General features: G+C 61.4%; 25 protein-coding genes and 1 other RNA gene. 12 read left to right on the top strand and 14 right to left on the bottom strand.

Annotation, left to right across the window (positions count from 1 at the left end):
- Positions 1-24: 24 nt before the first annotated feature.
- Positions 25-1527 carry an exopolyphosphatase gene (gene ppx / locus DBR00_RS18755; protein ID WP_108489118.1) on the bottom strand — a complete coding sequence of 501 codons (1503 nt, stop codon included), beginning with the start codon at positions 1525-1527 and terminating at the stop codon, positions 25-27.
- A 277-nt stretch (positions 1528-1804) separates the two neighbouring features.
- Between ppx and trxA the strand changes: the two genes are divergently transcribed.
- From trxA to DBR00_RS18735, 4 genes are all read left to right on the top strand, one after another.
- Entirely contained in the window at positions 1805-2131 is a 327-nt protein-coding gene (gene trxA, locus DBR00_RS18750) for a thioredoxin TrxA (RefSeq protein ID WP_108489119.1), read from the top strand.
- 291 nt (positions 2132-2422) lie between these two features.
- Positions 2423-3682 (top strand): transcription termination factor Rho, encoded by a 1260-nt coding sequence (rho, locus tag DBR00_RS18745; protein ID WP_108489120.1) that lies wholly within the window; start codon positions 2423-2425, stop codon positions 3680-3682.
- A 135-nt stretch (positions 3683-3817) separates the two neighbouring features.
- The gene (ubiD, locus tag DBR00_RS18740; protein ID WP_108489121.1) at positions 3818-5284 is read left to right on the top strand and encodes a 4-hydroxy-3-polyprenylbenzoate decarboxylase; all 1467 of its coding nucleotides are present in this window, start codon (positions 3818-3820) and stop codon (positions 5282-5284) included.
- Positions 5284-6252: a CDP-6-deoxy-delta-3,4-glucoseen reductase gene (locus tag DBR00_RS18735; protein ID WP_108489122.1), complete on the top strand. Its 969-nt coding sequence runs from the start codon at positions 5284-5286 to the stop codon at positions 6250-6252. Before ubiD ends, DBR00_RS18735 begins: the two co-directional genes overlap by 1 nt.
- Before the next feature lie 53 nt (positions 6253-6305).
- On the opposite strand, the gene DBR00_RS18730 is transcribed toward DBR00_RS18735, so the two are convergent.
- Entirely contained in the window at positions 6306-7283 is a 978-nt protein-coding gene (locus DBR00_RS18730) for an NADPH:quinone oxidoreductase family protein (RefSeq protein WP_108489123.1), read from the bottom strand.
- Between the two features lie 156 nt (positions 7284-7439).
- Here DBR00_RS18730 and DBR00_RS18725 point away from each other — a divergent pair, with 156 nt between their 5' ends.
- Positions 7440-7856, top strand: a complete 417-nt coding sequence (locus DBR00_RS18725; RefSeq protein WP_256583078.1) for a flagellar basal body-associated FliL family protein — start codon at positions 7440-7442, stop codon at positions 7854-7856.
- Between the two features lie 23 nt (positions 7857-7879).
- Here DBR00_RS18725 and DBR00_RS18720 read toward each other — a convergent pair whose 3' ends face one another.
- Entirely contained in the window at positions 7880-8329 is a 450-nt protein-coding gene (locus DBR00_RS18720) for an EVE domain-containing protein (RefSeq protein WP_108489124.1), read from the bottom strand.
- Between the two features lie 168 nt (positions 8330-8497).
- Here DBR00_RS18720 and DBR00_RS21205 point away from each other — a divergent pair, with 168 nt between their 5' ends.
- A complete protein-coding gene (locus DBR00_RS21205) occupies positions 8498-8629 on the top strand; it encodes a hypothetical protein (RefSeq protein ID WP_256583077.1) in 132 nt (43 codons plus the stop codon).
- A 40-nt stretch (positions 8630-8669) separates the two neighbouring features.
- Here DBR00_RS21205 and DBR00_RS18715 read toward each other — a convergent pair whose 3' ends face one another.
- The 4 genes from DBR00_RS18715 to DBR00_RS18700 form a co-directional block, all read right to left on the bottom strand.
- Complete coding sequence (locus DBR00_RS18715) at positions 8670-9266, bottom strand: 5-formyltetrahydrofolate cyclo-ligase (protein WP_108489125.1); 597 nt, start codon at positions 9264-9266, stop codon at positions 8670-8672.
- 49 nt (positions 9267-9315) lie between these two features.
- Positions 9316-9494: non-coding RNA, 6S RNA (gene ssrS / locus DBR00_RS18710), on the bottom strand.
- A 33-nt stretch (positions 9495-9527) separates the two neighbouring features.
- Positions 9528-9842: a cell division protein ZapA gene (locus DBR00_RS18705; protein ID WP_108489126.1), complete on the bottom strand. Its 315-nt coding sequence runs from the start codon at positions 9840-9842 to the stop codon at positions 9528-9530.
- Positions 9842-10048 carry a TIGR02449 family protein gene (locus DBR00_RS18700; protein ID WP_108489127.1) on the bottom strand — a complete coding sequence of 69 codons (207 nt, stop codon included), beginning with the start codon at positions 10046-10048 and terminating at the stop codon, positions 9842-9844. Before DBR00_RS18700 ends, DBR00_RS18705 begins: the two co-directional genes overlap by 1 nt.
- Before the next feature lie 305 nt (positions 10049-10353).
- Here DBR00_RS18700 and DBR00_RS18695 point away from each other — a divergent pair, with 305 nt between their 5' ends.
- The 5 genes from DBR00_RS18695 to DBR00_RS18675 are packed head-to-tail and all read left to right on the top strand — an operon-like array spanning position 10354 to position 15201.
- Entirely contained in the window at positions 10354-10908 is a 555-nt protein-coding gene (locus DBR00_RS18695; protein WP_108489128.1) for a YecA family protein, read from the top strand.
- Positions 10909-10957: 49 nt separating this feature from the next.
- A complete protein-coding gene (gene pepP, locus DBR00_RS18690; protein WP_108489129.1) occupies positions 10958-12292 on the top strand; it encodes a Xaa-Pro aminopeptidase in 1335 nt (444 codons plus the stop codon).
- Between the two features lie 3 nt (positions 12293-12295).
- Complete coding sequence (gene ubiH / locus DBR00_RS18685; protein ID WP_108489130.1) at positions 12296-13483, top strand: 2-octaprenyl-6-methoxyphenyl hydroxylase; 1188 nt, start codon at positions 12296-12298, stop codon at positions 13481-13483.
- A 3-nt stretch (positions 13484-13486) separates the two neighbouring features.
- Positions 13487-13969: a DUF4442 domain-containing protein gene (locus DBR00_RS18680; RefSeq protein WP_108489131.1), complete on the top strand. Its 483-nt coding sequence runs from the start codon at positions 13487-13489 to the stop codon at positions 13967-13969.
- Positions 13970-13983: 14 nt separating this feature from the next.
- Positions 13984-15201: a 2-octaprenyl-3-methyl-6-methoxy-1,4-benzoquinol hydroxylase gene (locus DBR00_RS18675; RefSeq protein WP_108489132.1), complete on the top strand. Its 1218-nt coding sequence runs from the start codon at positions 13984-13986 to the stop codon at positions 15199-15201.
- 167 nt (positions 15202-15368) lie between these two features.
- Here the strand turns inward: DBR00_RS18675 and dctM are convergent, their stop codons facing one another.
- The 5 genes from dctM to DBR00_RS18650 form a co-directional block, all read right to left on the bottom strand.
- A complete protein-coding gene (dctM, locus tag DBR00_RS18670) occupies positions 15369-16652 on the bottom strand; it encodes a C4-dicarboxylate TRAP transporter large permease protein DctM (RefSeq protein ID WP_108489133.1) in 1284 nt (427 codons plus the stop codon).
- Positions 16649-17281: a TRAP transporter small permease gene (locus DBR00_RS18665; protein ID WP_108489134.1), complete on the bottom strand. Its 633-nt coding sequence runs from the start codon at positions 17279-17281 to the stop codon at positions 16649-16651. The genes dctM and DBR00_RS18665 overlap by 4 nt, the downstream gene beginning before the upstream one ends.
- Positions 17282-17407: 126 nt before the next feature.
- Entirely contained in the window at positions 17408-18397 is a 990-nt protein-coding gene (dctP, locus tag DBR00_RS18660) for a C4-dicarboxylate TRAP substrate-binding protein DctP (RefSeq protein WP_108489135.1), read from the bottom strand.
- A gap of 288 nt (positions 18398-18685) precedes the next feature.
- Complete coding sequence (locus DBR00_RS18655) at positions 18686-20080, bottom strand: sigma-54 dependent transcriptional regulator (RefSeq protein WP_108489136.1); 1395 nt, start codon at positions 20078-20080, stop codon at positions 18686-18688.
- Entirely contained in the window at positions 20077-21891 is a 1815-nt protein-coding gene (locus DBR00_RS18650) for an ATP-binding protein (RefSeq protein WP_108538098.1), read from the bottom strand. The genes DBR00_RS18655 and DBR00_RS18650 overlap by 4 nt, the downstream gene beginning before the upstream one ends.
- Before the next feature lie 161 nt (positions 21892-22052).
- Between DBR00_RS18650 and DBR00_RS18645 the strand changes: the two genes are divergently transcribed.
- Positions 22053-23678: a methyl-accepting chemotaxis protein gene (locus DBR00_RS18645; protein WP_108489340.1), complete on the top strand. Its 1626-nt coding sequence runs from the start codon at positions 22053-22055 to the stop codon at positions 23676-23678.
- Here DBR00_RS18645 and rfbD read toward each other — a convergent pair.
- Together rfbD and rfbC are read right to left on the bottom strand one after the other, a co-directional pair.
- A complete protein-coding gene (rfbD, locus tag DBR00_RS18640) occupies positions 23675-24541 on the bottom strand; it encodes a dTDP-4-dehydrorhamnose reductase (protein WP_108489339.1) in 867 nt (288 codons plus the stop codon). The two genes, DBR00_RS18645 and rfbD, sit on opposite strands and share 4 nt — an antisense overlap.
- Positions 24538-25083 carry a dTDP-4-dehydrorhamnose 3,5-epimerase gene (gene rfbC, locus DBR00_RS18635; RefSeq protein WP_108489338.1) on the bottom strand — a complete coding sequence of 182 codons (546 nt, stop codon included), beginning with the start codon at positions 25081-25083 and terminating at the stop codon, positions 24538-24540. The genes rfbD and rfbC overlap by 4 nt, the downstream gene beginning before the upstream one ends.
- Positions 25084-25085: the final 2 nt, after the last annotated feature.

Genomic DNA, 25085 nt, shown 5'->3' with positions numbered 1-25085 from the left:
CCAATGCGGGGGAGGGCGTGAGCGTCACCTCACACTCAGTTCAATCCCGATCCGTTTGAGCCACTCCGCTTCCTGGGTGAAATCTGCCTGGGTCAGCGGGTTGCTCTCCAGCCAGCCCTCAGGGAACTGAATCTCCAGACGCTGTTCGGCCGCTTTGAGCTGCACGTTGGGCATTTCCTGAGTACCACGGATGTGGTGGAACAGGATGGCAAAGCGCAGCAGTACGCACAGGCGGATCAGCTTGATGCCTTCGGCGCCGAACTCGGCAAACTTGTCCTTGGGAATATTGCGTCGGTGGCCGCGCACCAAGAGCGCGAGCATCTGTTGATCTTGACGTGAGAAGCCGGACAGGTCGGAGTGCTCGACCAGATAAGCGCCGTGCTTGTGGTATTGGTAGTGAGCGATGTCCAGGCCCACTTCATGCACCTTGGCCGCCCAACTGAGCAGCTCGCGGTGCCAATCGTCTTCCAGCTGCCAATCCCCGGTGACCTTGTCCAGCGCAGAGAGTGCCTTGCTCTCCACTCGCGCGGCTTGCTCCAGGTCGACGTGATAGCGCTCCATCAGCGAACTCAGCGTGCGCTCGCGCACGTCCTCATGCTGATGGCGGCCCAGCAGGTCGTAGAGCACGCCTTCGCGCAGCGCACCTTCGGAATGGCTCATGCGCTGGATATCGCAAGCGTCGAAGATCGCTTCGAGAATCGCCAAGCCCGCCGGGAAGATGCCTCGGCGATCCGGCTTGATGCCGTCAAGGTCGAGCTTTTCTACTTCGCCGATCTTGAACATCTTGCGTTTGAGCCAGGCCATGCCGGCTGCATTGACTTCACCGGAGCCGAGCCCGGCGGCCTGAATGGCCAGACCTACGGCTTTGATCGTACCCGATGCGCCGACGGCATCTTCCCAGCCCAGGCGGCGCAGGGCGTGCTCAATGCCCATGATTTCCAGGCGCGCAGCGGTGTAGGCCTGAGCGTAACGCGCCGGGGTAATCTTGCCATCCTTGAAAAAACGCTGGGTGAAGCTGACGCAGCCCATCTGCAGGCTTTCGCGGATCAGGGGTTCGAAACGCTGACCAATGATGAACTCGGTACTACCACCGCCGATATCGGCGACCAGGCGTCGGCCAGGGGTGTCGGCAATGCTGTGTGATACGCCGAGGTAGATCAGTCGCGCTTCTTCGCGTCCGGAGATGACTTCAACCGGGTGGCCGAGGATTTCTTCGGCGCGGCGGATGAATTCGCCACGGTTACGCGCCTCACGCAGGGCATTGGTGCCCACGACGCGTACTGCACCTTCCGGCAGGCTGGCGGTCAGCTGAGCAAAGCGGCGCAGGCAGTCCAGCCCGCGCTGCATGGCCTCTTCACTGAGTAGGCGCTCTTCATCAATGCCAGCTGCCAGTTGCACCTTGTCGCCGAGGCGTTCGAGGATACGGATCTCGCCATGGTCGGCTTTGGCCAGCACCATATGGAAGCTGTTGGAGCCCAGGTCGATAGCAGCAATCAAAGGAAAAGACTCGGCAGGGGTATACGGCATGGAGAACCATCTCATTGCGGAACCGTGCCATCGTGCCACGATAGCCCAGCTCCGCCAACGCATACTGATGTCGCAGGTCTGTTGGCTGACCTTGTTAAGGGGGTCGCACAGCGAGGGCTGAGGGTTTGCCGGCTGTCTGAATAAACTGTGATATGGCTGTCCAGGCGACAAATTTCGCTATGGGTCATAGAGAAGCTCAATTGCCACTGCCTTCCTGTGTAAGGAAAGCCGGGCTATGATGTCGGCCATCTTTTGCTTCCGAATACGGAGACTTTCCATGAGCGACTTCATCACCAATGTCAGCGATGCCAGCTTCGACCAGGATGTGATCCAGGCTGAAGGTCCGGTACTGGTCGATTACTGGGCTGAGTGGTGTGGCCCTTGCAAGATGATTGCGCCGGTGCTCGATGAGATTGCCCAGGTCTATCAAGGCAAGCTGAAGGTCTGCAAGCTGAACATCGACGAAAATCAGGACACTCCGCCGAAATACGGCGTGCGTGGTATTCCGACGCTGATGCTGTTCAAGAACGGCAATGTTGAGGCGACCAAAGTGGGTGCACTGTCCAAGTCGCAGCTGGCGGCTTTCCTCGACAGCAACATCTAAGTATTCGGCCAGCCGCTCTGTCGGGCCATGGCCCGTGCATGGCAACAGCGCCGCCTGCTCGTGAAAGCCCCGTGAAATGCGGGGCTTTTTTCTGCCTGAGTGCTGGACGGATCAATAAACCCGGTGTTACATTCGGCCTCGTTGCATTTCCTATGCAGCCCCCTGCAAGCCGTCGCCGACGGATTCCTCCGCGAATACCCTCGATACACACGGGCGATCAAATCGCCGCTCAGTGGCACGGCCTACCAAGCTTATTAGCTTATTTCCCTCCCTCATGATTACGTCATTCCTATGAATCTGACCGAACTCAAGCAAAAGCCGATCACCGAACTGCTGGAACTCGCCGAACAACTGGGCCTGGAAAACATGGCCCGTTCGCGCAAGCAGGACGTGATTTTCTCGCTGTTGAAAAAACACGCTAAAAGCGGTGAGGAAATCTCCGGTGATGGCGTGCTGGAGATTCTCCAGGACGGTTTCGGCTTTCTCCGCTCTGCGGATGCCTCGTACCTCGCTGGCCCCGATGACATCTACGTCTCGCCGAGCCAGATCCGCCGCTTCAACTTGCGTACAGGCGATACCATCGTCGGCAAGATTCGCCCGCCGAAAGAAGGCGAGCGCTACTTCGCGTTGCTCAAGGTTGACACGATCAACTACGACCGCCCGGAAAACGCCAAGAACAAAATTCTGTTCGAAAACCTCACGCCGCTGTTCCCCAACAAGCGTCTGGTCATGGAGGCCGGTAACGGCTCCACCGAAGACATCACCGGCCGGGTCATCGACCTGTGTGCGCCCATCGGTAAAGGCCAGCGCGGCCTGATCGTTGCACCGCCGAAAGCCGGTAAGACCATCATGCTGCAGAACATTGCGGCGAACATCGCGCGCAACAATCCTGAGTGCCACTTGATCGTGCTGCTGATCGACGAGCGCCCGGAAGAAGTGACCGAGATGCAGCGCACCGTGCGCGGCGAAGTGGTCGCGTCGACCTTCGACGAGCCGCCAACCCGTCACGTGCAGGTGGCCGAAATGGTCATCGAGAAGGCCAAGCGCCTGGTTGAGCACAAGAAGGATGTGGTCATCCTGCTTGACTCCATCACCCGTCTGGCGCGTGCCTACAACACCGTGATCCCAAGCTCCGGCAAGGTGCTCACCGGTGGTGTCGACGCCCATGCTCTGGAGAAGCCGAAACGCTTCTTCGGTGCGGCGCGTAACATCGAAGAAGGCGGCTCGCTGACCATCATCGCCACCGCGCTGGTGGAAACCGGCTCGAAGATGGATGAAGTGATTTACGAAGAGTTCAAAGGCACCGGCAACATGGAGTTGCCGCTGGACCGTCGTATTGCTGAGAAGCGTGTGTTCCCGGCCATCAACATCAACCGCGCCGGTACCCGTCGCGAAGAGTTGTTGACCGCTGAGGACGAACTGCAGCGCATGTGGATTCTGCGCAAGCTGCTGCACCCGATGGATGAAATTGCCGCCATCGAGTTCCTTACCGACAAGCTGAAAGCGACCAAGACCAACGACGAGTTCTTCCAGTCGATGAAGCGTAAGTAAGGCGTTCTTCGCCTTACAACAAAAGCCGGGCAAGCCCGGCTTTTGTGTGTCTGAAGGCTGGCTTTCCCTTCTGAAAGACCGAGTTCGGCGCTAAACTTTGCGCCCCTATTGCTCGGCCCGAAACGAGGCATCTGCATGCAGTATCGTGATCTGCGCGATTTTATTCGCGGTCTGGAGACGCGCGGCGAACTCAAGCGTATCCAAACGCCGGTTTCCCCTGTGCTGGAAATGACCGAAATCTGCGACCGCACCTTACGTAAAGGCGGGCCGGCATTGCTCTTTGCAAACCCCACGGGCTTCGATGTGCCGGTGCTCGGCAACCTGTTCGGCACGCCCAAGCGTGTGGCGCTGGGCATGGGCGCGGAAGAGGTCAGTGAGCTGCGCGAAATTGGCAAGTTGCTGGCCTTTCTCAAAGAGCCCGAACCGCCGAAAGGGCTGAAGGATGCCTGGAGCAAACTGCCGATCTTCAAGAAAGTGCTGAGCATGGCGCCCAAGGTGTTGAAGGATGCGCCGTGCCAGGAAGTGGTCGAAGAGGGCGACGACGTCGATCTCGCCAAGCTGCCGGTGCAGACCTGCTGGCCCGGCGATGTCGGGCCGCTAATCACCTGGGGCCTGACCATCACCAAAGGCCCGAATAAAGAACGGCAGAACCTCGGCATCTATCGCCAGCAGGTGATCGGCCGCAACAAGCTGATCATGCGCTGGCTCAGCCACCGTGGGGGTGCGCTGGATTTTCGCGAGTGGTGCCTGAAGTATCCGGATCGTCCCTACCCGGTGTGCGTGGCCCTCGGCGCTGATCCGGCGACCATTCTCGGTGCGGTCACCCCGGTGCCCGATACCTTGTCTGAGTATGCGTTTGCCGGTTTGCTGCGCGGCCACCGCACCGAGCTGATCAAGGCCCGTGGCAGTGATCTGCAGGTGCCGGCCAGCGCCGAAATCGTCCTCGAAGGGGTGATCCACCCCGGCGAGACCGCGCCGGAAGGCCCTTATGGCGACCACACCGGTTACTACAACGAAGTCGACACCTTCCCGGTGTTTACTGTCGAGCGCATCACGCGCCGGCAAAAGCCGATTTACCACAGCACCTACACCGGCCGTCCGCCGGATGAGCCGGCGATTCTCGGCGTGGCGCTCAACGAAGTGTTTGTGCCAATCCTGCAGAAGCAGTTTCCCGAAATCACCGACTTCTACCTGCCGCCGGAAGGCTGCTCGTACCGCATGGCGGTGGTGACCATGAAGAAGCAGTACCCGGGACACGCCAAGCGCGTCATGCTCGGTGTGTGGTCGTTCCTGCGTCAGTTTATGTACACCAAGTTTGTGATCGTCACCGACGACGATATCAACGCACGGGACTGGAATGACGTGATCTGGGCGATTACCACGCGCATGGACCCCAAGCGCGACACGGTGATGATCGACAACACGCCGATTGACTACCTCGACTTCGCCTCGCCGATCTCGGGTCTGGGCTCGAAGATGGGGCTGGACGCCACGCACAAATGGCCTGGGGAAACCACCCGCGAGTGGGGCCGGGCTATCGTGCAGGATGAGGCGGTCAAGCAGCGCGTCGATGCGCTGTGGTCTGAGTTGGGAATTGATTGATGAAAGTCACCCTGAACCCTTCAGGTGCCGTACTGGACGTGCAGCCCCGCGAACGCATTCTCGATGCGGCGCGACGACTGGGTTACGACTGCCCGCAGAGCTGCCGCAATGGCAACTGCCATATCTGCGCGGCGTTGCTGGTGGAGGGCCGTGTGCAGCAGGGTGGGGTCGAGCTGACCCAGGGCGAACTGTTCACCTGCCTGGCTGAGCCGCTGGAAGACTGTGTGCTGCACTGGGATGGTGTGCTGGCCCCTGGCGAGCTGCAGGTGCGTGAGCTGGCCTGCCAGGTGGTCGCGTGTGATGACGTGGGCGGTGATGTCTTTCGTCTGCGCCTGCAGACCCCTGCCGGCAAGGTGCCGCGATACCACGCCGGGCAATACCTGCTGCTGCAGCGTGATGGCGACGATTACGCGGCCTTCTCCCTGGCCTCAGCCCCGCATCGTGGGCGTGAGCTGGAGCTGCACGTGCTGGCTCGCGATGAGGTCACGGTTGCGCTGATCGCCCAGCTGCGCCGCAGTGGACTGGTACGGGTGAAGCTGCCGTTTGGCGACGCCCACCTGGCGGAGCTGCCGGATGGGCCGCTGGTGCTGATCGCTGCTGGCACCGGCATGGGGCAAATGCACAGCTTGATCGAACACTGCCACGCTGCCGGTTTCGTCCATCCGGTGCACCTGTATTGGGGGGCACGCCGTCCAGAAGACTTTTACGACCTGGAGCACTGGGCGCAGTGGCAGCAGGTGCCCAACCTGTTCCTGCATCAGGTGGTCAGCGACCCGTGTGGCTGGCAGGGACGTTGCGGCCTACTGCACGAGGCGGTGCGCGAAGACTTTCCTGACCTCAAGGCGCTGCATGTCTACGCCAGCGGCTCGCCGGCGATGGTCTACGCCACCCTGGATGCGCTGGTGGAAGCGGGTATGGATGCTCACCAGATGCGTGCGGATGTATTCGCCTACGCGCCGCGCGGCTGAAGCCTGCGCATAAAAAGGCCGCGTGATGGGCGGCCTTTTGCTACGCGTTGGGCTTAGCGTACGCTGACGACGACTTTACCCACTGCCTTGCGCTGACCGAGGGTGTTGATCGCCTCGGCTGCCTGTGCCAGCGGGAAGGTCTGCGATACCAGCGGCTTGAGCTTGCCTTCGGCGTGCCAGGCAAATAGTTGCTGGAAGTTGGCGGCGTTGTCCTGCGGCTGGCGCTGGGCGAACGCCCCCCAGAACACACCTACCACGGCCGCGCCCTTGAGCAAGGTCAGGTTGACTGGCAGCTCGGGGATGCGCCCGCTGGCAAAACCCACCACCAGCAGGCGGCCGTTCCAGGCTATTGAGCGGATTGCGGCGTCGAACAGGTCGCCGCCCACCGGGTCATAGATCACGTCTGCGCCCTGGCCGCCAGTGAGGCGCTTCACTTCGTCCTTCAGGCTGCATTCGCTGTAGTTGATCAGCTCATCGGCACCAGCGGCTTTGGCCACTTCGAGTTTTTCCGCGCTGCTGGCGGCGGCAATCACCTTGGCGCCCATGGCTTTGCCAATTTCCACGGCGGCCAGACCAACGCCACCGGACGCACCGAGTACCAGTAGGGTTTCACCTGGTTGCAGATTGGCGCGTTGCTTGAGGGCGTGCATCGAGGTGCCGTAGGTCATGCCGAATGCGGCGGCGCAGGCGAAGTCCATGCTCGGCGGAATCGGCATGACGTTGTAGCCAGGTACTGCCACTTCCTCGGCAAAGCTGCCCCAGCCGGTCAGGGCCATCACCCGGTCGCCAACTTTCAGATGGCTGACTTTTTCACCGACGGCCGTGACCACGCCAGCGGCCTCGCCACCCGGTGAGAACGGGAAGGGCGGCTTGAACTGGTACTTGCCTTCGATGATCAAGGTGTCGGGGAAATTGACTCCGGCCGCATGGACGTCGAGCAGCACTTCGTTCTTCTTCGCTTCGGGGCTGGCGATTTCTTCCAGCACCAAGGTTTCGGCGGGGCCGAAGGCTTTGCACAGCACGGCTTTCATCAGGCTTTCCTCTGCGGTTGATGGTCATGCAGTGTAGGGGTGGGTGTGCCAGGGTCAACGAGCATGGCTGCGCCTGATGAGTCAGCATAAGTTTGGGGCTTGGGCTGTGGGCAGACTCTGGCTATGCTAGGTGCAAATTAGCGAGGAATACTGCCTGTGAAAGCCTTGATTGCAATGCTGTTGGCTCTGTCCCTGCCTTTACTGGCGCATGCCTCGGGAGATGAAGAGCCGAAGGAGGGGGCGCCCGTGGCGCCCGTGGTCGCTTATGTCACATTGGTTCCTGCGTTAGTCGGCAATTTTGGTGAGGGCCCCAAGTTGAAGTTCTACAAGGCGGACCTTTCCTTGCGTGTTACTGGTGCGGATATTGAGGCCAAGGTCAAACACCATGAGCCGTTGATTCGTAATCAGCTGGTTATGCTGTTTTCGCAGCAGACTGAAGAGGCCATGGCGGCCTCTGGTGCGCGGGAGACGTTGCGTGCGGAAGCGCTCAAGCAGGTTCAGGCTGTTCTGACCCAGGAAGAAGGCAAGCCGCTGGTTGAAGATTTGCTGTTCAACAACCTGATTATTCAATAGATCGTCATTCCAGCCTGCTGCGTTCAGCGCAGAGCGAGAATGGCCGCCCATTCTTCAGCTTTGACGGGCATCACTGAGAGACGGCTGCCTTTTTGTACCAGTGGCAGTTCCAGCAAGGCGCTCTGAGCTTTCAGCTGTGCCAGTGGTATGACCCGTTTGAATGCATCAACAAACGCCACGTCGACGGCGCTCCACGGATTTTTCGCGGCGCTGGCTTTGGCGTCGAAGTAATGGCTTTCAGGCTCCAGCGCCGTCGGGTCAGGATAGTGCGCCGAGATGACTCGGGCGATCCCGGCAATGCCCGGTTCCGGGCAGCTGGAGTGGTAGAAGAAGAACAAATCATCCGGTTGCAGGCTGCGCACGAAATTGCGTGCCTGGTAATTGCGCACGCCATCCCAGCGTGTCTGCTTCAGGCGTTGAAGGTCGTGGATGGATAGTTCCTCGGGTTCTGACTTCATTAGCCAATAAGGCATGAACTTTGCTCCTGTGGGTCAGTCCGTTAACGGACTGGGTGTGCCGCCCGCTATCTATCACATGGGCTTGTTGCCCGAATGGCAGGGCGGATGGCCACCGTTGCGGGATCTATAACAATAATGGCTGCGGAAACACCGCGCGTTATGCCTTAAAGGGGGAGGCATTGAATGAAACGTAAACCAGATGTGTTGTGGGTGTTGGTGATTCTGTTCAGTCTGGGCGTGGTAACCACGGGTTACACCCAGAGCCTGTGGGAGCGCCAGCCTGCGCCGGTGGTGCAGCCCAAAGCGGCAGGCTAAGCCGGTTGTGTACCGCAGGGAGCGCGGTACCGCTACACCATCAATACCACGCCTTATCCGTTACCGTGCCTTGCAAGGGCACGTCCCAACTGGCCATGCTCAGCTGTTCGACCTGCTGACACTCATGCGCCAAGCCGAGTAATGTCGGTTTGTGCCAATTTTTGCGCAGTGCGCGATAGGCCAGGCTACGGTCATAAAACCCACCGCCCATGCCCAGGCGCGCGCCGTGACGGTCGAAGCCAACCAGGGGCAGTAGCACCAAATCCAGGGTCCAGATCTTGCGCTGCTGCTTGCGGTTGCGCCGCGGCTCGTCAATGCCGAAGCGGTTTTTCTGCAAGCGTTCGCCAGGTCGGATGCGCTGAAACACCATCTTGCTGCGTGGCCAGGGGCTGAGCACTGGCAGGTAGGTCGCCTTGCCGCGCTGCTGCGCCGCACGCAACAGTGGGCGCGGATCGATCTCGCCATCATTGGGCAGGTACAGGGCAATCTGCGTCGCACGGCGAAACAGTGGGTGCTGGGCGAGTTGTTGGTACAGTCCGCGCGCGGCGTGGCGCTGGGCCTGGCGGCTGAGTGCGCGGCGTTGCGCGCGCAGGTGTCGGCGCAGTTGCGTGCGACTCAGTGCAGAAGTATCGGGCATGGGCTTGGGCGGGCGCTGTGACCACGGCTGGGCAACAGGCTGAAAAGGGTGACTCCCCGACGTGCCGCTGTCGGTTTAGCCCTTGAACCCGAAAGTTCAAGGTGGAGGTTGCAGGAGGCGTTAAGGCTTTCCGTCAGGCGGACATGCACACCGGCCTCAACATGCAACCCCCGGGTTTGTGCGTATCGGCTCAGGGACATCACCAACTGGCGCACACTCCAGGGAGCGGCCGTTAGTATACCCGAAAGCGTCTGTGCGTAATCAGTTGGCTTGCTCATCGGCATCCCGCGCCAGAGCACCGTCGACGCGGTTGAGCAGACTGCGCACCTGTTCGCGGTTGGCGCCGGCCTGCTGATCAAGGTGTTGCTGTTTGTGTAGCAGGTCGTGGGTGATGTTGAGGGCGGCCATCACGGCAACGCGGTCGGCACCGATCACTTTGCCGCTGGAGCGAATCTCCCGCATCTTGCCGTCCAGGTAGCGCGCGGCACTCTCCAGATTGCTGCGCTCATCACTGGGACAGGCGATGCAATATTCTTTGTCCAGAATCTGGACGGTCAAGGTATTCGACTGGGTCATTAATCCTGCTCCAGGGCTTTGAGGCGCGAAATCATGGATTCGACCTTGTGCCGGGCCATTTCGTTCTTTTCAATTAACTGCGCGCGTTCTTCGCGCCAGGCCTTTTCGCTCGCCAGAAGCAGTCGGTTTTGCGCTTTGAGCTGCTCGACGCGCTGGATAAGCAGATCCAGCTTGGTCGTGAGTGCATGCAGATCGGCGTCTTCCATGGATTCTCTACTCGCGGGTATATGAGCGGGACAGACAAGGGGAAAAATAGCGTTTTTCGATCGTCTTAGACAGTGCCGAGCAGTGCATGCTGTGGATACTCGGCAGTTTGGTCAGTGTGGAACAGATTACTGCGCCAGCGCTTGATGTGTTTCACCCGGCGATCATCTTGTGGCTATGCGTCGCGGTGTTGGCAGGTTGGACATGCACGTTCCGCCGAGCACCTTGAATAGTCTTGGTGGGCTTGCCGGTGCTAGGATACGAGGCCTCCATTCTAGTGATTGCGCAGCGTTGCGCCTAGTTATCTATGCCTATCTCGAACTCCCCGTATTCTGCTTTTGCAACCCTGCTAGCCAGCAGCGGTTATACCGTTTCGCCTGCTGAGTTGCATGGCCTGTTGCTCGGTCGTAGCTGCGCCGGCGCCGGCTTTGAAATCGACCCCTGGCTGGTGGATGCCGCCGAGCTGCTCGGCGCTGCGCCGGAAGATACCGTGCGCCAGGCGCTGATTGGCCTGCAGGAAATGGTCAAGAACGAACTGTCCAGCAATGACGTCACCGTGGTGCTGTTGCTGCCCAGCGACGATGCGCCGCTTAGCGAGCGCGCTGTGGCTCTGGGACAATGGTGTCAGGGCTTCCTCGGTGGTTTCGGCCTGACTGCCCGTGACAGCGCTCTGAGCGCCGAAGCCATGGAAGTGCTGCAAGACCTCTCGGCCATTTCTCAGGTGCAGAACGCCCTGGACGAGTCCGATGATGGCGAGAACGACTACATGGAAGTGATGGAATACCTGCGCGTAGCGCCGCTGCTGCTGTTCAGCGAGTGCGCCAAACCAGTGGTCGCCGCGGCGAAACCGTCGCTGCATTGATTTGCATGACACCTGTTTTCAAGTAACCAGAAGTGGACTCAATCTGCCCATGATCAGCATCCCCAAGTCGGAATACGCCCGTCGGCGCAAGGCGCTGATGGCGCAGATGGAACCCAATAGCATCGCGATTCTGCCGGCTGCGCCGGTGTATATCCGCAACCGCGATGTTGAGCATATCTACCGTCAGGACAGCGACTTCCAGTACCTCTCCGGCTTTCCCGAGCCCGAAGCGGTGATTGCGCTGATTCCTGGGCGTGAGCATGGCGAGTATGTGTTGTTCTGCCGCGAGCGCGACCCCCTGCGTGAGCTGTGGGATGGCCTGCGTGCCGGCCAGGATGGCGCGATCAGCCAGTACGGTGCGGATGATGCGTTCCCGATTGGTGACATCGACGACATTCTGCCAGGGCTGATCGAGGGCCGTGATCGGGTCTATTCCTCCATGGGCACCAATCATGAGTTTGACCGTCAGCTGATGGAGTGGATCAACGTGATCCGCTCCAAAGCGCGCCAAGGCGCGACGCCGCCCAACGAATTCATCACCCTTGAGCACCTGCTGCATGACCAGCGCCTGTACAAGTCGGCGGCCGAAGTCAAAGTCATGAAGGAAGCGGCGGACATCTCCTGCCGTGCCCATGTGCGCGCCATGCAGGCGAGCCGTGCCGGCCTGTTCGAGTACCACCTGGAAGCCGAACTGGACTACGAGTTCCGCAAGGGCGGGGCGAAGATGCCAGCCTATGGCAGCATCGTCGCAGCGGGCAAGAACGCCTGCATCCTGCATTACCGCGAGAACGATGCACCGCTGAAAGACGGCGATCTGGTGTTGATCGATGCTGGTTGCGAGATCGACTGCTACGCCAGTGACATCACCCGCACCTTCCCGGTCAGCGGCACCTTCTCGCCGGAGCAGAAGGCCATCTACGAGCTGGTGCTGGCGGCGCAGGAAGCAGCCTTCAAGGAAATCGCCCCTGGCAAACACTGGAATCAGGCCCACGAGACCACCGTGCAGGTGATTACCGCCGGTCTGGTGGAACTCGGTCTGCTGCAGGGTGATGTGGCCGAGCTGATTGCCACTGAAGCCTACAAACCCTTCTATATGCACCGCGCCGGCCACTGGCTGGGCATGGATGTGCATGATGTCGGCGAGTACAAGGTCGGCGGCGAATGGCGCGAGCTGGAAGTTGGCATGGCCATGACGGTTGAGCCGGGCATCTACATCGCCGTGGACAACCCGGACGTGGCGAAGAAGTGGCGCGGCATCGGTGTGCGTATCGAAGATGATGTGGTGGTGACCAAGACAGGCTGCGAAATCCTTACCAGCGGCGTACCGAAAACCGTCGCCGAGATTGAAGCGCTGATGGCCGCCGCACGCAGTGTGGCGGCCTAGAGCATGTCACGCGTCGACATTGCGATTATTGGCGGTGGCTTGGTCGGTGCCAGTCTGGCGGTGGCCTTGCAAACGGAGGCCAAGCAGCGCAACTGGCGTATTTGCCTGATCGAGCCGTTCACCCCGGGCAATGGTTATCAGCCCAGTTACGACGCACGCTCCACTGCGCTGTCGTTCGGCTCGCAGCAGATCTACCAGCGGCTCGGCCTGTGGCAGCAGATCAGCCAGCGCGCCGAGCCGATCAAGCAGATTCATGTTTCCGACCGTGGCCGCTTTGCCGCTGCGCGCTTGAGCGCCGAGGAAGAAGGCGTGCCGGCACTGGGCTATGTGGTGGAAAACGCCTGGCTCGGTGAATGCCTGTGGCAGGCGCTGGATCAGCAGGTGGTGAGCTGGCGCAGCCCGGCTCAGGTTAACCGCATGCAGGCCCTGGCCGATGGCTACCGGCTGACCCTGGACGATGGCAGCGAACTGGAATGCAGCCTGGCGATTCTCGCTGAAGGCGGCCGCTCCGGGCTGCGCGAGCAACTGGGCATTGCCGTCAGCAACACGCCCTATGGCCAGAGCGCGCTGATCGCCAACGTCAGCCCGCAAGAGGCGCATAACGGCCTGGCCTTCGAACGGTTTACCGAAGAAGGGCCGATGGCCCTGTTGCCGCTGGCGGATAACCGCTGCGCGCTGGTCTGGACTCGCGCCACGCTGGAAGCCGAACGCTTGTCGATGCTGGACGATGCGGCGTTTCTTGCCGAGTTGCAGCCGGCCTTCGGTTATCGCCTGGGCAGTTTGCGCCAGGTTGGTACGCGGCATCTCTATCCACTGGCGCTGACGGCCGCCAGGGAGCAGGTGCGTCAGCATCTGGTGGTACTCGGTAACGCCGCGCACAGCCTGCATCCAATTGCCGGGCAGGGCTACAACCTGTCGTTGCGCGACACCCTGGTGCTGGCAGAAACGCTGCTGGACAGCAGCGCGCCCTTGGGCGATCTGACCACCCTGCAGCGCTACCTGAAGAGTCAGCAGATGGATCAGCAGCTGACCGTCGGCTTCTCCGACCAGGTCACCCGCCTGTTCAGCACTGGCCAGCCGCTGCTGGCTGCCGGGCGTAACCTCGGTTTGCTTGGCCTCGATCTTCTTCCTCCGGCGAAACGCTGGTTTGCCCGCCAGGCCATGGGCCTCGGCACCCGTTCGGAGTATTGAGTCATGTCGGCAAATAAATTGGCGCGCAAGGCGCGGCTGCTGCGTTGGGCGATGAACCTGTATCCGCCCTACCTGGGGGCTGGCGTACGGGTGCGGCAGATCAGCGCGGACTTCCGTCAGGTGCAGGTCAAGATGGGGCTGGGCTGGTATAACCGCAACTATGTTGGTACCCAGTTCGGCGGCAGCCTGTATTCGATGACCGACCCGTTTTTCATGCTGATGATCATGGAAAACCTTGGGCGTGAATTTATCGTGTGGGACAAGGCGGCGCGCATCGACTTTATCGCCCCCGGCAAAGGCCCTGTGTACGCCGATTTCAGCATCGACGAACACCTGCTCGAGGACATTCGCCAGCACACCGCCGACGGTGACAAATACCTGCCCGAGTTGCATGTAGAGGTGCGCGATGGCAGCGGTACCCTGGTGGCGCGGGTGCATAAAACTCTCTACGTGCGACTTAAACCGCGCGCTCGGCAGGCAGCCTGAACAAGGAATATGTGATGCAAGCGGATCTGATCATCGTTGGCGCAGGCATGGTGGGCAGCGCCCTGGCACTGGCCCTGCAGGATCAGGGCCTGGAAATCCTGCTGGTTGATGGCAGCCCGCTGAGCGTCAAGCCCTTTGATCCGCAGGCCGCCTTCGAGCCGCGAGTCAGCGCGCTGTCGGTGGCCAGCCAACGCATTCTTGAACGCCTGGGTGTGTGGGATGGCATTGCCGCGCGGCGCGCCTGCTCCTATTCCGAGATGCAGGTGTGGGATGGCTCGGGCACCGGGCAGATTCACTTCAGCGCGGCCAGCGTGCATGCCGAATCCCTGGGCCATATCGTCGAAAACCGCGTGGTGCAGGACGCGCTGCTTGAGCGCCTGCATGACAGTTCGATTGGCTTGCTGCCAGGTGCACGTCTGGAGCAGTTACGCCGCTCCGGCGAGGGCTGGTTACTCAGCCTGAGCGACGGCCGTGAGCTACGCGCGCCGTTGATCATTGCTGCCGACGGCGCCAACTCGGCGGTGCGCCGTTTAGCCGGTTGCGCCACCCGTGAATGGGATTACCTGCACCACGCCATCGTCACCAGCGTGCGTTGCAGCAAGCCAAATCAGGCCACCGCCTGGCAGCGCTTTACCGATGACGGCCCGTTGGCCTTTTTGCCGCTGGCCGGTCCCGAAGGTGAGCACTGGTGCTCGATTGTCTGGTCGGTTACGCCTACTGAAGCCGAGCGGCTGATGGCATTGGATGATGCGGGTTTCCGCCGCGCCCTCGGTTTTGCCTTCGAACATCGTCTGGGTGAGGTGCTGCAAGCTGACCCGCGCCTGTGTATTCCGTTGCGTCAGCGGCACGCCAAGCGTTATGTCGAGGATGGCCTGGCACTGATTGGCGATGCCGCGCACAGCATCCACCCGTTGGCCGGGCAGGGCGTCAACCTGGGCTTTCTTGATGTCGCGGTATTGGCTGAGGTGTTGCTGCACGCCGCGCAACGTGGCGAGCGTCTGAGTGATGTAAAGGTGCTGAGCCGCTACGAGCGTCGGCGCATGCCGCACAACTTGGCGATGATGGCGGCGATGGAAGGCTTCGAGCGGCTGTTCCAGGCTGATCCGCTGCCCGTGCGCTGGCTGCGCAACAGCGGCCTCAACTGGGTGGACGACCTGCCGGAAGCCAAGGCGCTGTTCGTGCGTCAGGCGCTGGGTTTGTCGGGTGACCTGCCAGAGTTGGCGCGGGTTTAACTCGTTAGCCCAGTGATGCGCGGTGCGCCGATGGTGGGTGACGCCGCACGGCGTGAACCTGGCCATGGCGCATGCCGCCAATCCGCCTGACAAAAAACTGCGAGCAAAAAAAGCCCGGCACCTAGGCCGGGCTAAAAGTGTGCAGGGAAGTGCACACAGAGTTGCTGTCAGCTCATGCCCAGCCAGTTTGGCAGTGCCAGGGATATTGACGGCACGTAGGTGATCACTACCAGGAAGCCCAGCAAAATCATCAGCCATGGCCAGGCAGCCTTGACCACGGCGGTCAGCGGCATGCCGGTCACCGCCGAGGTGACGAACAGATTGAGTCCCACCGGTGGCGTGATCAGGCCGATTTCCATGTTCACCACCATGATGATGCCCAGGTGGATCGGGTCGATGCCCAGTTGCACGGCAATCGGGAAAAGGATTGGCGCGAGGATCAGGATGATCGCCGACGGCTCCATAAAGGCGCCCGCCACCAGCAACACGATGTTCACCACCAGCAGGAACTGCCAGGGTTGCAGGCCCATGTCCACCACCCAGGCGGTAATGGTCTGCGGGATCTGCTCAGTGGTCAGCACGTGGGCGAAGAGCATGGCGTTGGCAATGATGAACATCAGCATGATGCTCAGCTTGCCGGACTCCAGCAGCACCTTCGGGCACTCGCGGATGGTCATGTCCTTGTACACGAACAGCGCCACTAAGCCGGCGTAGACCGCCGCCACAGCAGCGGCTTCGGTTGGGGTGAACATGCCGGTGTAGATGCCGCCGAGGATGATCACCATCAGCAGCAGGCCCCATACGGCTTTGCGTGCAGCGGTGAGGAACTCACGGAAAGTGGCACGTGGCATGGCCGGCAGGTTCATCTTCCGCGCGACGATATAGATCGCCACCATCAGGATTACGCCCAGCAGCAGGCCCGGTACCACACCGGCCATAAACAGCTTGCCCACCGACTGCTCGGTTGCCGCGGCGTACACCACCATGACGATCGACGGCGGAATCAGGATGCCCAGGGTGCCGGCGTTACACACGATACCGGCGCCAAAAGCCTGCGGGTAACCGGAGCGCACCATACCGGCGATGGCAATCGAACCGACGGCAGCCACGGTGGCTGGGGATGAGCCGGACAGCGCCGCGAACAGCATGCACGCCAATACCGCCGAGATGGCCAGGCCGCCACGGATATGGCCGACGCAGGCGTTGGCGAAATCGATCAGGCGCTTGGCCACGCCGCCGGTGGTCATAAAGGCACCGGAGAGCAGGAAGAACGGGATCGCCAGCAGGGTGTAGTGCTCACTGGTTTCGAACAGCTTGATCGCCAGCGAACGCACCGAGTCCGGGCTGAACAGCATGATGGTCAGCGCACCGGAGAGACCCAGCGACGCGGCAATCGGCACGCCGATAAACATCAGTAGGAACAGCAGGACAAAGAGGAACAGGATGGTCATGGCTTGTGCTCCTCATGCTCATTGATCTTCAGCGCGTCGGCGGCTTCATCGGCCAGGCCGAGGCCGGTCTGCTGGTTACGCAGGATGCGCACGAAGATTTCAAAGAAGCGGATAAACACCATGGCGTAGCCGAACGGCACGATGGCAGTGATGTGCCATTGCATGATGCCGTAGTGACCGAGGTCCTCGGCGCCGATGCCGGCGGTGAACAGGGTTTTCACCCAATCGAAGCTGGCCACGGCGATCAGCCCGGCATAACCCAGGCAGGCCATGCATGCGATCAGGCCGATAACCCGCTGCACCGGTTTGCTGGCCAGTTTCACCAGCGCATCCACGCCGATATGCCCGGCGGTGCGCACACCGTAGGCCAGGCCAAAGAAGATCAACCAGGCGAACAGCGCCTTGGTCAGGGCAATGCTCCAGGTCATCGACTGGGCCATGCCAAGAATGCTGTCGCCAATGGCGAAGAAAAACTCGCTGCTGCCTTCCCAGCGATCCGCCAGGTTGTAGAACAGCGTGTAGAGGTTGTTGAGGATCACGTAGACGAAGGTCACCAGCGTCATGGCGGCCAGCAGGAATGCGATAAAGCCTTCCTCGAAGTGGTCCCAGACGCGCCGCAAGGCGTTCATCAATAGAGTCTCCAGTGGTGAGGGGCAGCGTACCCAGGCAGCCGGCAAGGGGTGCCTGGGTAGTCGGCCAATCGCGCAGCAGCAAGGCTGCGCTGTGGTTGGGTGCAGGCCGTAGCCTGTTCCGCCTTACTGGTTGGCTGCGTCGGCAGCCTTGATCAGGTCGGCACCGATTTCTGCTTCGAACTTGCTCCACACCGGCTTCATGGCATTGCGCCATTCGTTACGCTGTTCTGGCGTCAGGGTAATGATTTCGGTGGTTTTGGCTTCGAGGATGCGCTGCTTGTCGCCTTCGTTGAGGGCGTCAGCCTGCTTGTTCACTTCGGCAGTCACTTCCACGATGATCTTGTCCAGCTCGCTGCGCACATCGGCAGGCAGGCCGTTCCAGAACTTGGTGTTGGTGATCAGCATGTAGTCCAGAACACCGTGGTTGGATTCGGTGATGAATTTCTGCACTTCATGCATTTTCTGGCTGTAGATGTTCGAGTAGGGGTTCTCGGCACCGTTGACCACGCCAGTCTGCAGGCCTTGGTAAACCTCGGCGAAGCTCATTTTGCGCGGGTTGGCGCGCACAGCCTTGAACTGCTCTTCCAGTACGGCAGAAGCCTGTACGCGGAATTTCAGGCCGCGGGCGTCTTTCGGCTCACGCAGCGCCTTGTTGGCGGACAGCTGCTTGAGACCGTTGTGCCAGTAGGCCAGACCGGTGATGTTTTTCTCTTCCATGGATTTCAGCAGTGCCTGACCTTCCGGGCTCAGCTGGAAGCGGTCAACGGCGGCCATGTCGTTGAACAGGAACGGCAGGTCGAAAATCTGGATTTGCTTGGTGTAATGCTCGAATTTGGCCAACGAAGGCGCGATCAGTTGCACGTCACCGAGCAACAGCGCTTCCATTTCCTTGCCGTCACCGAACAGCGAGGAGTTCGGGTAAACCTCGACCTTGACTTTGTCGCCCAGACGCTCTTCGGCGAGCTTCTTGAACAGCGCGGCACCCTGGCCTTTTGGGGTGTGGTCGGCGACCACGTGGGAGAACTTGATCACGATCGGATCGGCGGCCTGGGCCATACCGGCGATGCTCAGCGACAGGGCGCACGCGAGCGCCTTGGCAGTCAGTTTGAACATGGAATTTTTCCTATTGTTTTTGTAGTGCGTGATGCGCCTTAGCGCGGCAAGACAGACTCAAGTCCAGGCGGTCTGCCAGAAAGTGGCTGGCCGCTGGGCAGCGATTGCCTCAACCAGGGCGTGTGTGAGTCGCCTGCAGGAGCCTAGAGCAACGGCCATGCCAGCCTGCGGCGGATTGCCGCTGTTCAGGCTAGAGGCCAGGTTTGTCGGGGCTTGGCGCTGCTTGGGGAGAAGGCGGGCGGCTTGTGGCGGCCGCCGCCGGAGAGGCTATTGGCGGAATTCTGCCAATCATTCAGGGTTGTCTGGCGAGCTTCCGCCAGCGTCGGCGAAGCTCAGCCCATGCTTGCGCAATTTGTCGTGCAGGGTCTTGCGCGGCACACCGAGGGCTTCGGCCAGGCTGCGCAGCGAACTGTGTGAACGGCTCAGTTCGGCGCTGATCAGGCTGCGCTCGAAGGCCTCCACCTGGGCATTCAGGCCACCGCTGTTGCCGTCTTCATCGGGCATGGGCGCAGTGGCTTGGGTTTGCAGGTCGAGGTCCAGTTCCAGTCCCAGGGCAAAGCGTTCGGCGGCGTTCTGCAATTCACGCACATTGCCCGGCCAGGGGTGGCGCAGCAGGGCGGCACGCTGGCCCGGTTGCAGGCTGCGTTCGGTCAGGCCATGGCGGCTGCGGGCGGCCTCGGCGAAGTATTGAAACAGCATCAGGGTGTCTTCACCGCGTTCGCGCAGCGCTGGAATGCGCAGTGGGGCGACGTTCAGGCGGTAATACAGGTCAGCGCGGAAACGTCCCTGGTCAGCGGCCTGGCGCAGGTCTTCCTTGGTCGCGGCAATCACCCGGATATCCAGAGGAATCAACTGATTGCCACCGAGGCGTTCGACCACTCGCTCCTGCAGCAGGCGCAGCAGTTTGACCTGGACTTCCAGGCTCATGCTTTCGATTTCATCAAGAAACAGCGTGCCGCCATTGGCAAATTCGAACTTGCCGATGCGGCGCTTCTGCGCGCCGGTAAAGGCGCCCTGTTCATGGCCGAACAGCTCGCTTTCCACCACCGATTCCGCCAGGGCGCCGGCGTTGATCGCGACGAAGGGCCCGGCCCGGCGGCTGGACAGATCGTGCAGCGCGCGCGCCACCACTTCCTTGCCGGCACCAGTTTCGCCGAGGATCAGCACGTCGCTGTTGATCCCGGCCAGGGCGCCAATCTGTTCACGCAGGCGCAGCATGGCGGGCGACTGCCCCACTAAACGCGCCGACAGGGTGTGGCGATCGGCCAGGGCCATGCGCAGGCTACGGTTATCCAGTACCAGGCGACGCAGAGCCAGGGCGCGGCGCACGCTGTCGAGCAGGTCGTCGCTGGCGAAGGGTTTTTCCAAGAAGTCATAGGCCCCGGCACGCATGGCCTGCACGGCCAGCGGCACATCGCCGTGGCCGGTAATCAGCAGCACTGGCAGTTCCGGGTCCTGTTCCTGCAGTTGTTGCAGCAGCTGCAGGCCATCGATACCGGGCATGCGGATATCGCTGACCACCACGCCCGGCCAGTCGCGTTCGATGCGCGCGGCCACACCATGGGCATCGGCCAGGGTGCAGACCTTCAGCCCGGCCAGGTCGAGGGTCTGGCTCAGCGCCTGGCGCAGGTGGGGGTCGTCATCGATCAACAGCACCTGGGTGCGGGAATCGATCATGCTCATACGACAAAATCCTCTTGGGACTGGGTTTTGATGCCCTGATCCGCTGCGCGCAGGCGCAGGGTCAACTGGGCGCCACCGTTGGCATGGTTGGCCAGCAGCAGTTCGCCGCCCAGGGCGCGCATCAGGGTATCGCAAATGGCCAGGCCGAGGCCGAGGCCCTGGGCGCTGGTCTTGGTGGTAAAGAAGGGTTCGCGGGCGCGCTGCAGGGCTTCCTGGCTGAAACCGGGGCCATTGTCGCGTAGGTGCAGGTCAATCCCGCTGGCGGTGACTTCCGCGCTCAGCCACAGGCGGCGCGGTTGTGGTACTTCACTCAGGGCGTCGAGGGCATTGGCCAGCAGGTTGCCAAGCACCTGGCGCAAGCGGGTTTCCCCGGCCTGCACCCATAGCGTGGCGTCCGGCAGGTCGCGGATCAGTTCAACTTGCATGGCCTGCCGGCGCTTGGCCAGCAGTGCCAAGGCATCATCGATGGCGGGCTGCAAGGCCACGCTTTCCGGGGCGTGGCGGTCGCGGCGAGCAAAGGCGCGCAGGTGGGCGATGATCGAGGCCATGCGTTCGGTGAGTTGGCTGATCAGCTTGAGGTTGGCGCGGGCATCGTCGCTGCGCTGGTGGTCGAGCAGCACGCCGGCGTTGTCGGCGTAGCTGCGGATGGCCGCCAGCGGCTGGTTGAGTTCATGGCTGATGCTCGCGCTCATGGTGCCGAGGGCCGAGAGTTTGCTGGCTTGCACCAGTTCATCTTGTGCTTGAACCAGTTCCTGCTGGGCCTGTTCACGCTCCAGCACTTCCTGTTTCAGCCGGCTGTTGAGCCGCTCCAGGTCCAGGGTGCGCTCCAGTACGCGCTGTTCCAACTGCTGGCGCGCCTGGCTATCAAGGGCAATGCGCTCCAGGTAGTGGCGGCGACGTTGCATCAGCAGGCCAAGCAGCAGCATCAGCAATAACAGGATGCCGCCAGCCGCAACCAGAGCGGTGCGCACCGGGCGGTCGAGCAGGCTGCGTGGGGCGAGGATGCTGACGGTCCAGCCGGTTTCCTTGAGTTCGCGATCCTGGCGGATCCAGTTTCGCGCGTCCAGCTTGATCGGCGGCGGCGCCTGGGTCGGGTAGGGCAGGTTAGCGGCTATTGCGGCGCGCTCTGCGGCGTCCAGCGGGCGGCTGGCGGTAAACCGCCACTGGCTGTTGGACGTGAGAATCACCACGCCATTGGCATCGGTTACCAGCAGTTGTTCCGGGGTATTACCCCAGAGGGTTTCGGTGTGGTCGAAATCGACTTTGACCACCAGTGCGCCGAGGTTGCGCTCGCCATCGCGTACGGCTGCGGCGAAATAGTAGCCGCGTTTGCCTGACGTCGTGCCGAGGCCGAAGAAGCGCCCCTGGCGGCCAGCGATGGCCTCGCGGAAGTAGGGGCGGAAGGCAAAGTTGCGGTCGACGAAGGAGTCGGTCTGCTTCCAGTTGGAGGCGGCCAGGGTCTTGCCGTTGGGGTCCATCAGGTAGATCACGTCGGCGCCGGTTTGTGCGCTGACTTGATCCAGCAGGCGGTTGGCGCTGTCACGGGCGCTCTGCTGATCGGGCTGTTGCAGGGCCATGCGCAGGGCGGGTAAGTCGCCAAGAATTGGCGGTAGCACTTCATAGCGACGCAGTGTGCCGAGTAGATTGGCCACATACAGGTCGAGGGTCTGGCGATTCTGTTCGACCAGTACGCCGCTGTAGTAACGCTCGGCCAGTTGCTGCACAGGCCACAGCAGAGGTGTCAGCAGCAGCGCCAGGGCGGCCAGGCTGCGCCAGCGCGGACGGCTGGGGTGCGGGTGAGCGGTGGGCATGTGGTTACTCGATGTGGAGTCTCGGGTGGCTGTTATGCAATAAGCGGGCAAGCTTGCCGATATGGTCAATACTCACTGTGTCCGGCATCGCTCTGGAGTATTGGTGCCACTGTGCTGCGCCCGGCATGAACGGCTGCGCTTTAGTTTCTGGAGATATCCTGATGCTGGCTCAATTTACGGTTCGGGCGCGTTTGTTGATGCTGGCAGTGGTACCACTGCTGGTGCTGATTGTGGTCATCGGCATGGCGTTGTCCAACGCCAGCAAGCTCAATGACAGCTTTGATGAGCTGTTTGTTGATCGCATGCGGCCGATCAGTCAGCTCAAGGTGGTGTCCGATGCCTACGCCGTGGCGATGGTGGATGCGTTGCATAAGTACCGCTCAGGTGTGTTTGACCAATCGGCGTTGCGTAAGGCCTTCAGTGAGGCGCGCAGCCGTGGTGACCAGGCCTGGGCGCAATACATAGCGACTCGATTGACAGCCGATGAGAGTCGCCGGGTCGAGCGGACCAAGCCGCTGTTGCTGCAGGTTCAGCAACTGGCCGATCAGTATCTGGCCCAGGTCGATTCGGGTCAGTTGCGGGCTGCCGAGGCCGAGGTCTTCAATCGGACCTTGTACGACACCTTTGACCCTTTGGGTGGAGAGCTGGAGGGGCTGATCAGCCTGCAGCTGAGCGAGGGCGAGAGGCTCAATACACTGACCACTGAGCAGTACCACTCCATGCGCGATGTCTTTCTGCTGATTGGTGCGGTGGCATTGATTCTGGTGCTGGTGGCCGCCTTGCTGATCAGTCTGTCGATCATTCGCCCGCTGTCCGGTTTGCGTGGTGTGATCAGCGAAGTGCAACAGTCATCCAACCTGACCTTGCGGGCAGACACGCACGGGCGTGATGAGGTCTCCGATACCGCGCGGGCGTTCAATAAGCTGCTGGAGCATCAGCAGGCTCTGATCAGGCATTTGACCGATACAGCCATTCAGCTGGCCGCCGCTTCCGAGGAAATGAGTGCGATCAGTGCCCAGGTCAGCCATGCCGCCACGGCGCAGGGTGACCAGACCAATATGGTCGCCACCGCCGTGCATCAGATGAGCGTGGCGGTGCAGGAGGTGGCACGCAATGCGCAGTCCACCGCCACGAATGCGGCGGACGCAAACAAGGAAGCGCGCCAGGGCAGCGAGTTGGTGCAGTCCAACCTCACATCGATTCAGGGGCTGTCGACCTCGGTGGAAAAAGCCGGTGAGGTGATCGACACCCTGCACAGCCAGAGCGATGAAATCAGCAAGGTGCTTGGGGTGATCCAGAGTATTGCCGAGCAGACCAACCTGCTGGCGCTCAATGCGGCGATCGAGGCCGCACGCGCCGGTGAGGCGGGGCGTGGCTTTGCCGTGGTGGCCGATGAGGTGCGCAGCCTGGCCAGCAATACGCAGAAAGCCACCGAGTCGATCCGCAGCATGATCGATGCCCTGCAAGGCGGCGCGCGCAGTGCGGTGAGTGCCATGCAGCTCTCGCGCGAGCAGGCGCAGAACAGCGTCAGTCATGCCCGTGAAGCGGGTGAAGTGCTCAATCATATTGCCCATGCCATCGAAGGTATCGCCGACGGCAACGTGCAGATTTCCGCCGCTACCGAAGAGCAGACGGCGGTGGCCAATGAGATCAGCCAGAACATCAGCAGTCTTAACGACAGCATCGGCGAGGTGGTCAACGGCGCTGAGCAGAGCTCGATTGCCAGTCGCGATCTGGCGCAGCTAGCCACCGGGTTACAGCAGCAGATTCAGCGCTTCAGGGCTTAACTACGAGCTAGACATTGCTCCAGCGCGGCTTGCCAGGTTGGCAGTTGAACGTGCCAGTCCTGCTGCAGGCGGTTGCAGTCCAGGCGCGAATTAAGCGGGCGCTGCGCCGGGGTTGGGTAGGCGCTGCTGGGAATGGACTGCAGTGTGGCCACTTTTTTGCCCTGGCTGCGCAGGTGTGCGGCAATGGCACTGGCAAAGCCGAACCAGCTGGTTTCGCCCTGCGCGGTCAGGTGATACACGCCCCACGGGCCGGCCTGGCCGCTGCGCCACTGTTCGATCAGCAGCGCCGTGGCTTGAGCGATAGTGCCTGCCCAGGTTGGTGCGCCGATCTGGTCGTCCACCACCGAAAGACTTTCGCGCTCCTGCAGCAGGCGTTGCATGGTCAGCAGGAAGTTTTTGCCGTGCTGCGAATAGACCCAGCTGGTGCGCAGAATCAGGTGCATGCCGTTCACGGCCTGAATCGCCTGCTCGCCAGCCCGTTTGCTGCGGCCATAAACACTGAGCGGATTGGTGGCGTCGCTTTCGCGGTAAGGCACGGCGTGGTTGCCATCGAACACATAATCAGTGGAGTAATGGATCAGCGGAGCACCAAGCTCGGCGGCAGCCTCGGCGAGGATGCCGGGCGCTGTTGCGTTGATCGCGAAGGCCAGCTCCGGCTCGCTCTCGGCCTGATCCACGGCGGTGTGTGCGGCGGCATTGATGATCAACTCGGGGTGCAGGCACTGAACCTGCTGGCGAATCAGCTCGGGTTGAGACAGGTCCAGCTGCTCGTGGCCCAGTACCGTCAGTGAGCCTGCGCCTTGCAGGGTGCGCTGTAGTTCCTGACTGACCTGGCCATGCCGGCCGAGCAGGAGAATTCTCACGGGAAGACCTGCGCATCGATGAAGCTGAGGCCAGCCTGGTCCTTGGTCGACAGTTGCGGCGCATTTTCCAGTGGCCAGTCGATGGCCAGCGTCGGATCATCCCAGCGAATGCAGCGTTCATGTTCGGGGGCGTAGTAGTCAGTGGTCTTGTAGAGAAACTCGGCGAACTCGCTGAGCACTACAAAACCATGGGCAAAACCTTCCGGCACCCACAGTTGCCGCCTGTTTTCGGCGGACAGTAGGGTGCTCACCCATTTGCCGAAGGTGGGTGAGCTGCGCCGTAGATCCACGGCTACGTCATAAACTTCACCGGCGGTGACGCGCACCAGTTTGCCCTGCGCTTGCTGCACCTGGTAATGCAGGCCGCGCAATACGCCGCGTTGCGAGCGTGAGTGGTTGTCCTGGACAAACTCGCGCTGCAGGCCGGTGGCTTCGGCAAAGCTGCGAGCGTTGAAGCTCTCGAAGAAAAAGCCGCGCTGATCGCCGAATACCTTGGGCTCGAGAATGATCACGCCGGGTATTTCGGTGCTAAGAGCTTGCATGG

Origin of the sequence: Pseudomonas sp. HMWF032, from assembly GCF_003060885.1 — a bacterium.
Lineage (GTDB): Bacteria > Pseudomonadota > Gammaproteobacteria > Pseudomonadales > Pseudomonadaceae > Aquipseudomonas.
This window is presented reverse-complemented; position numbering and strand designations above follow the sequence as displayed.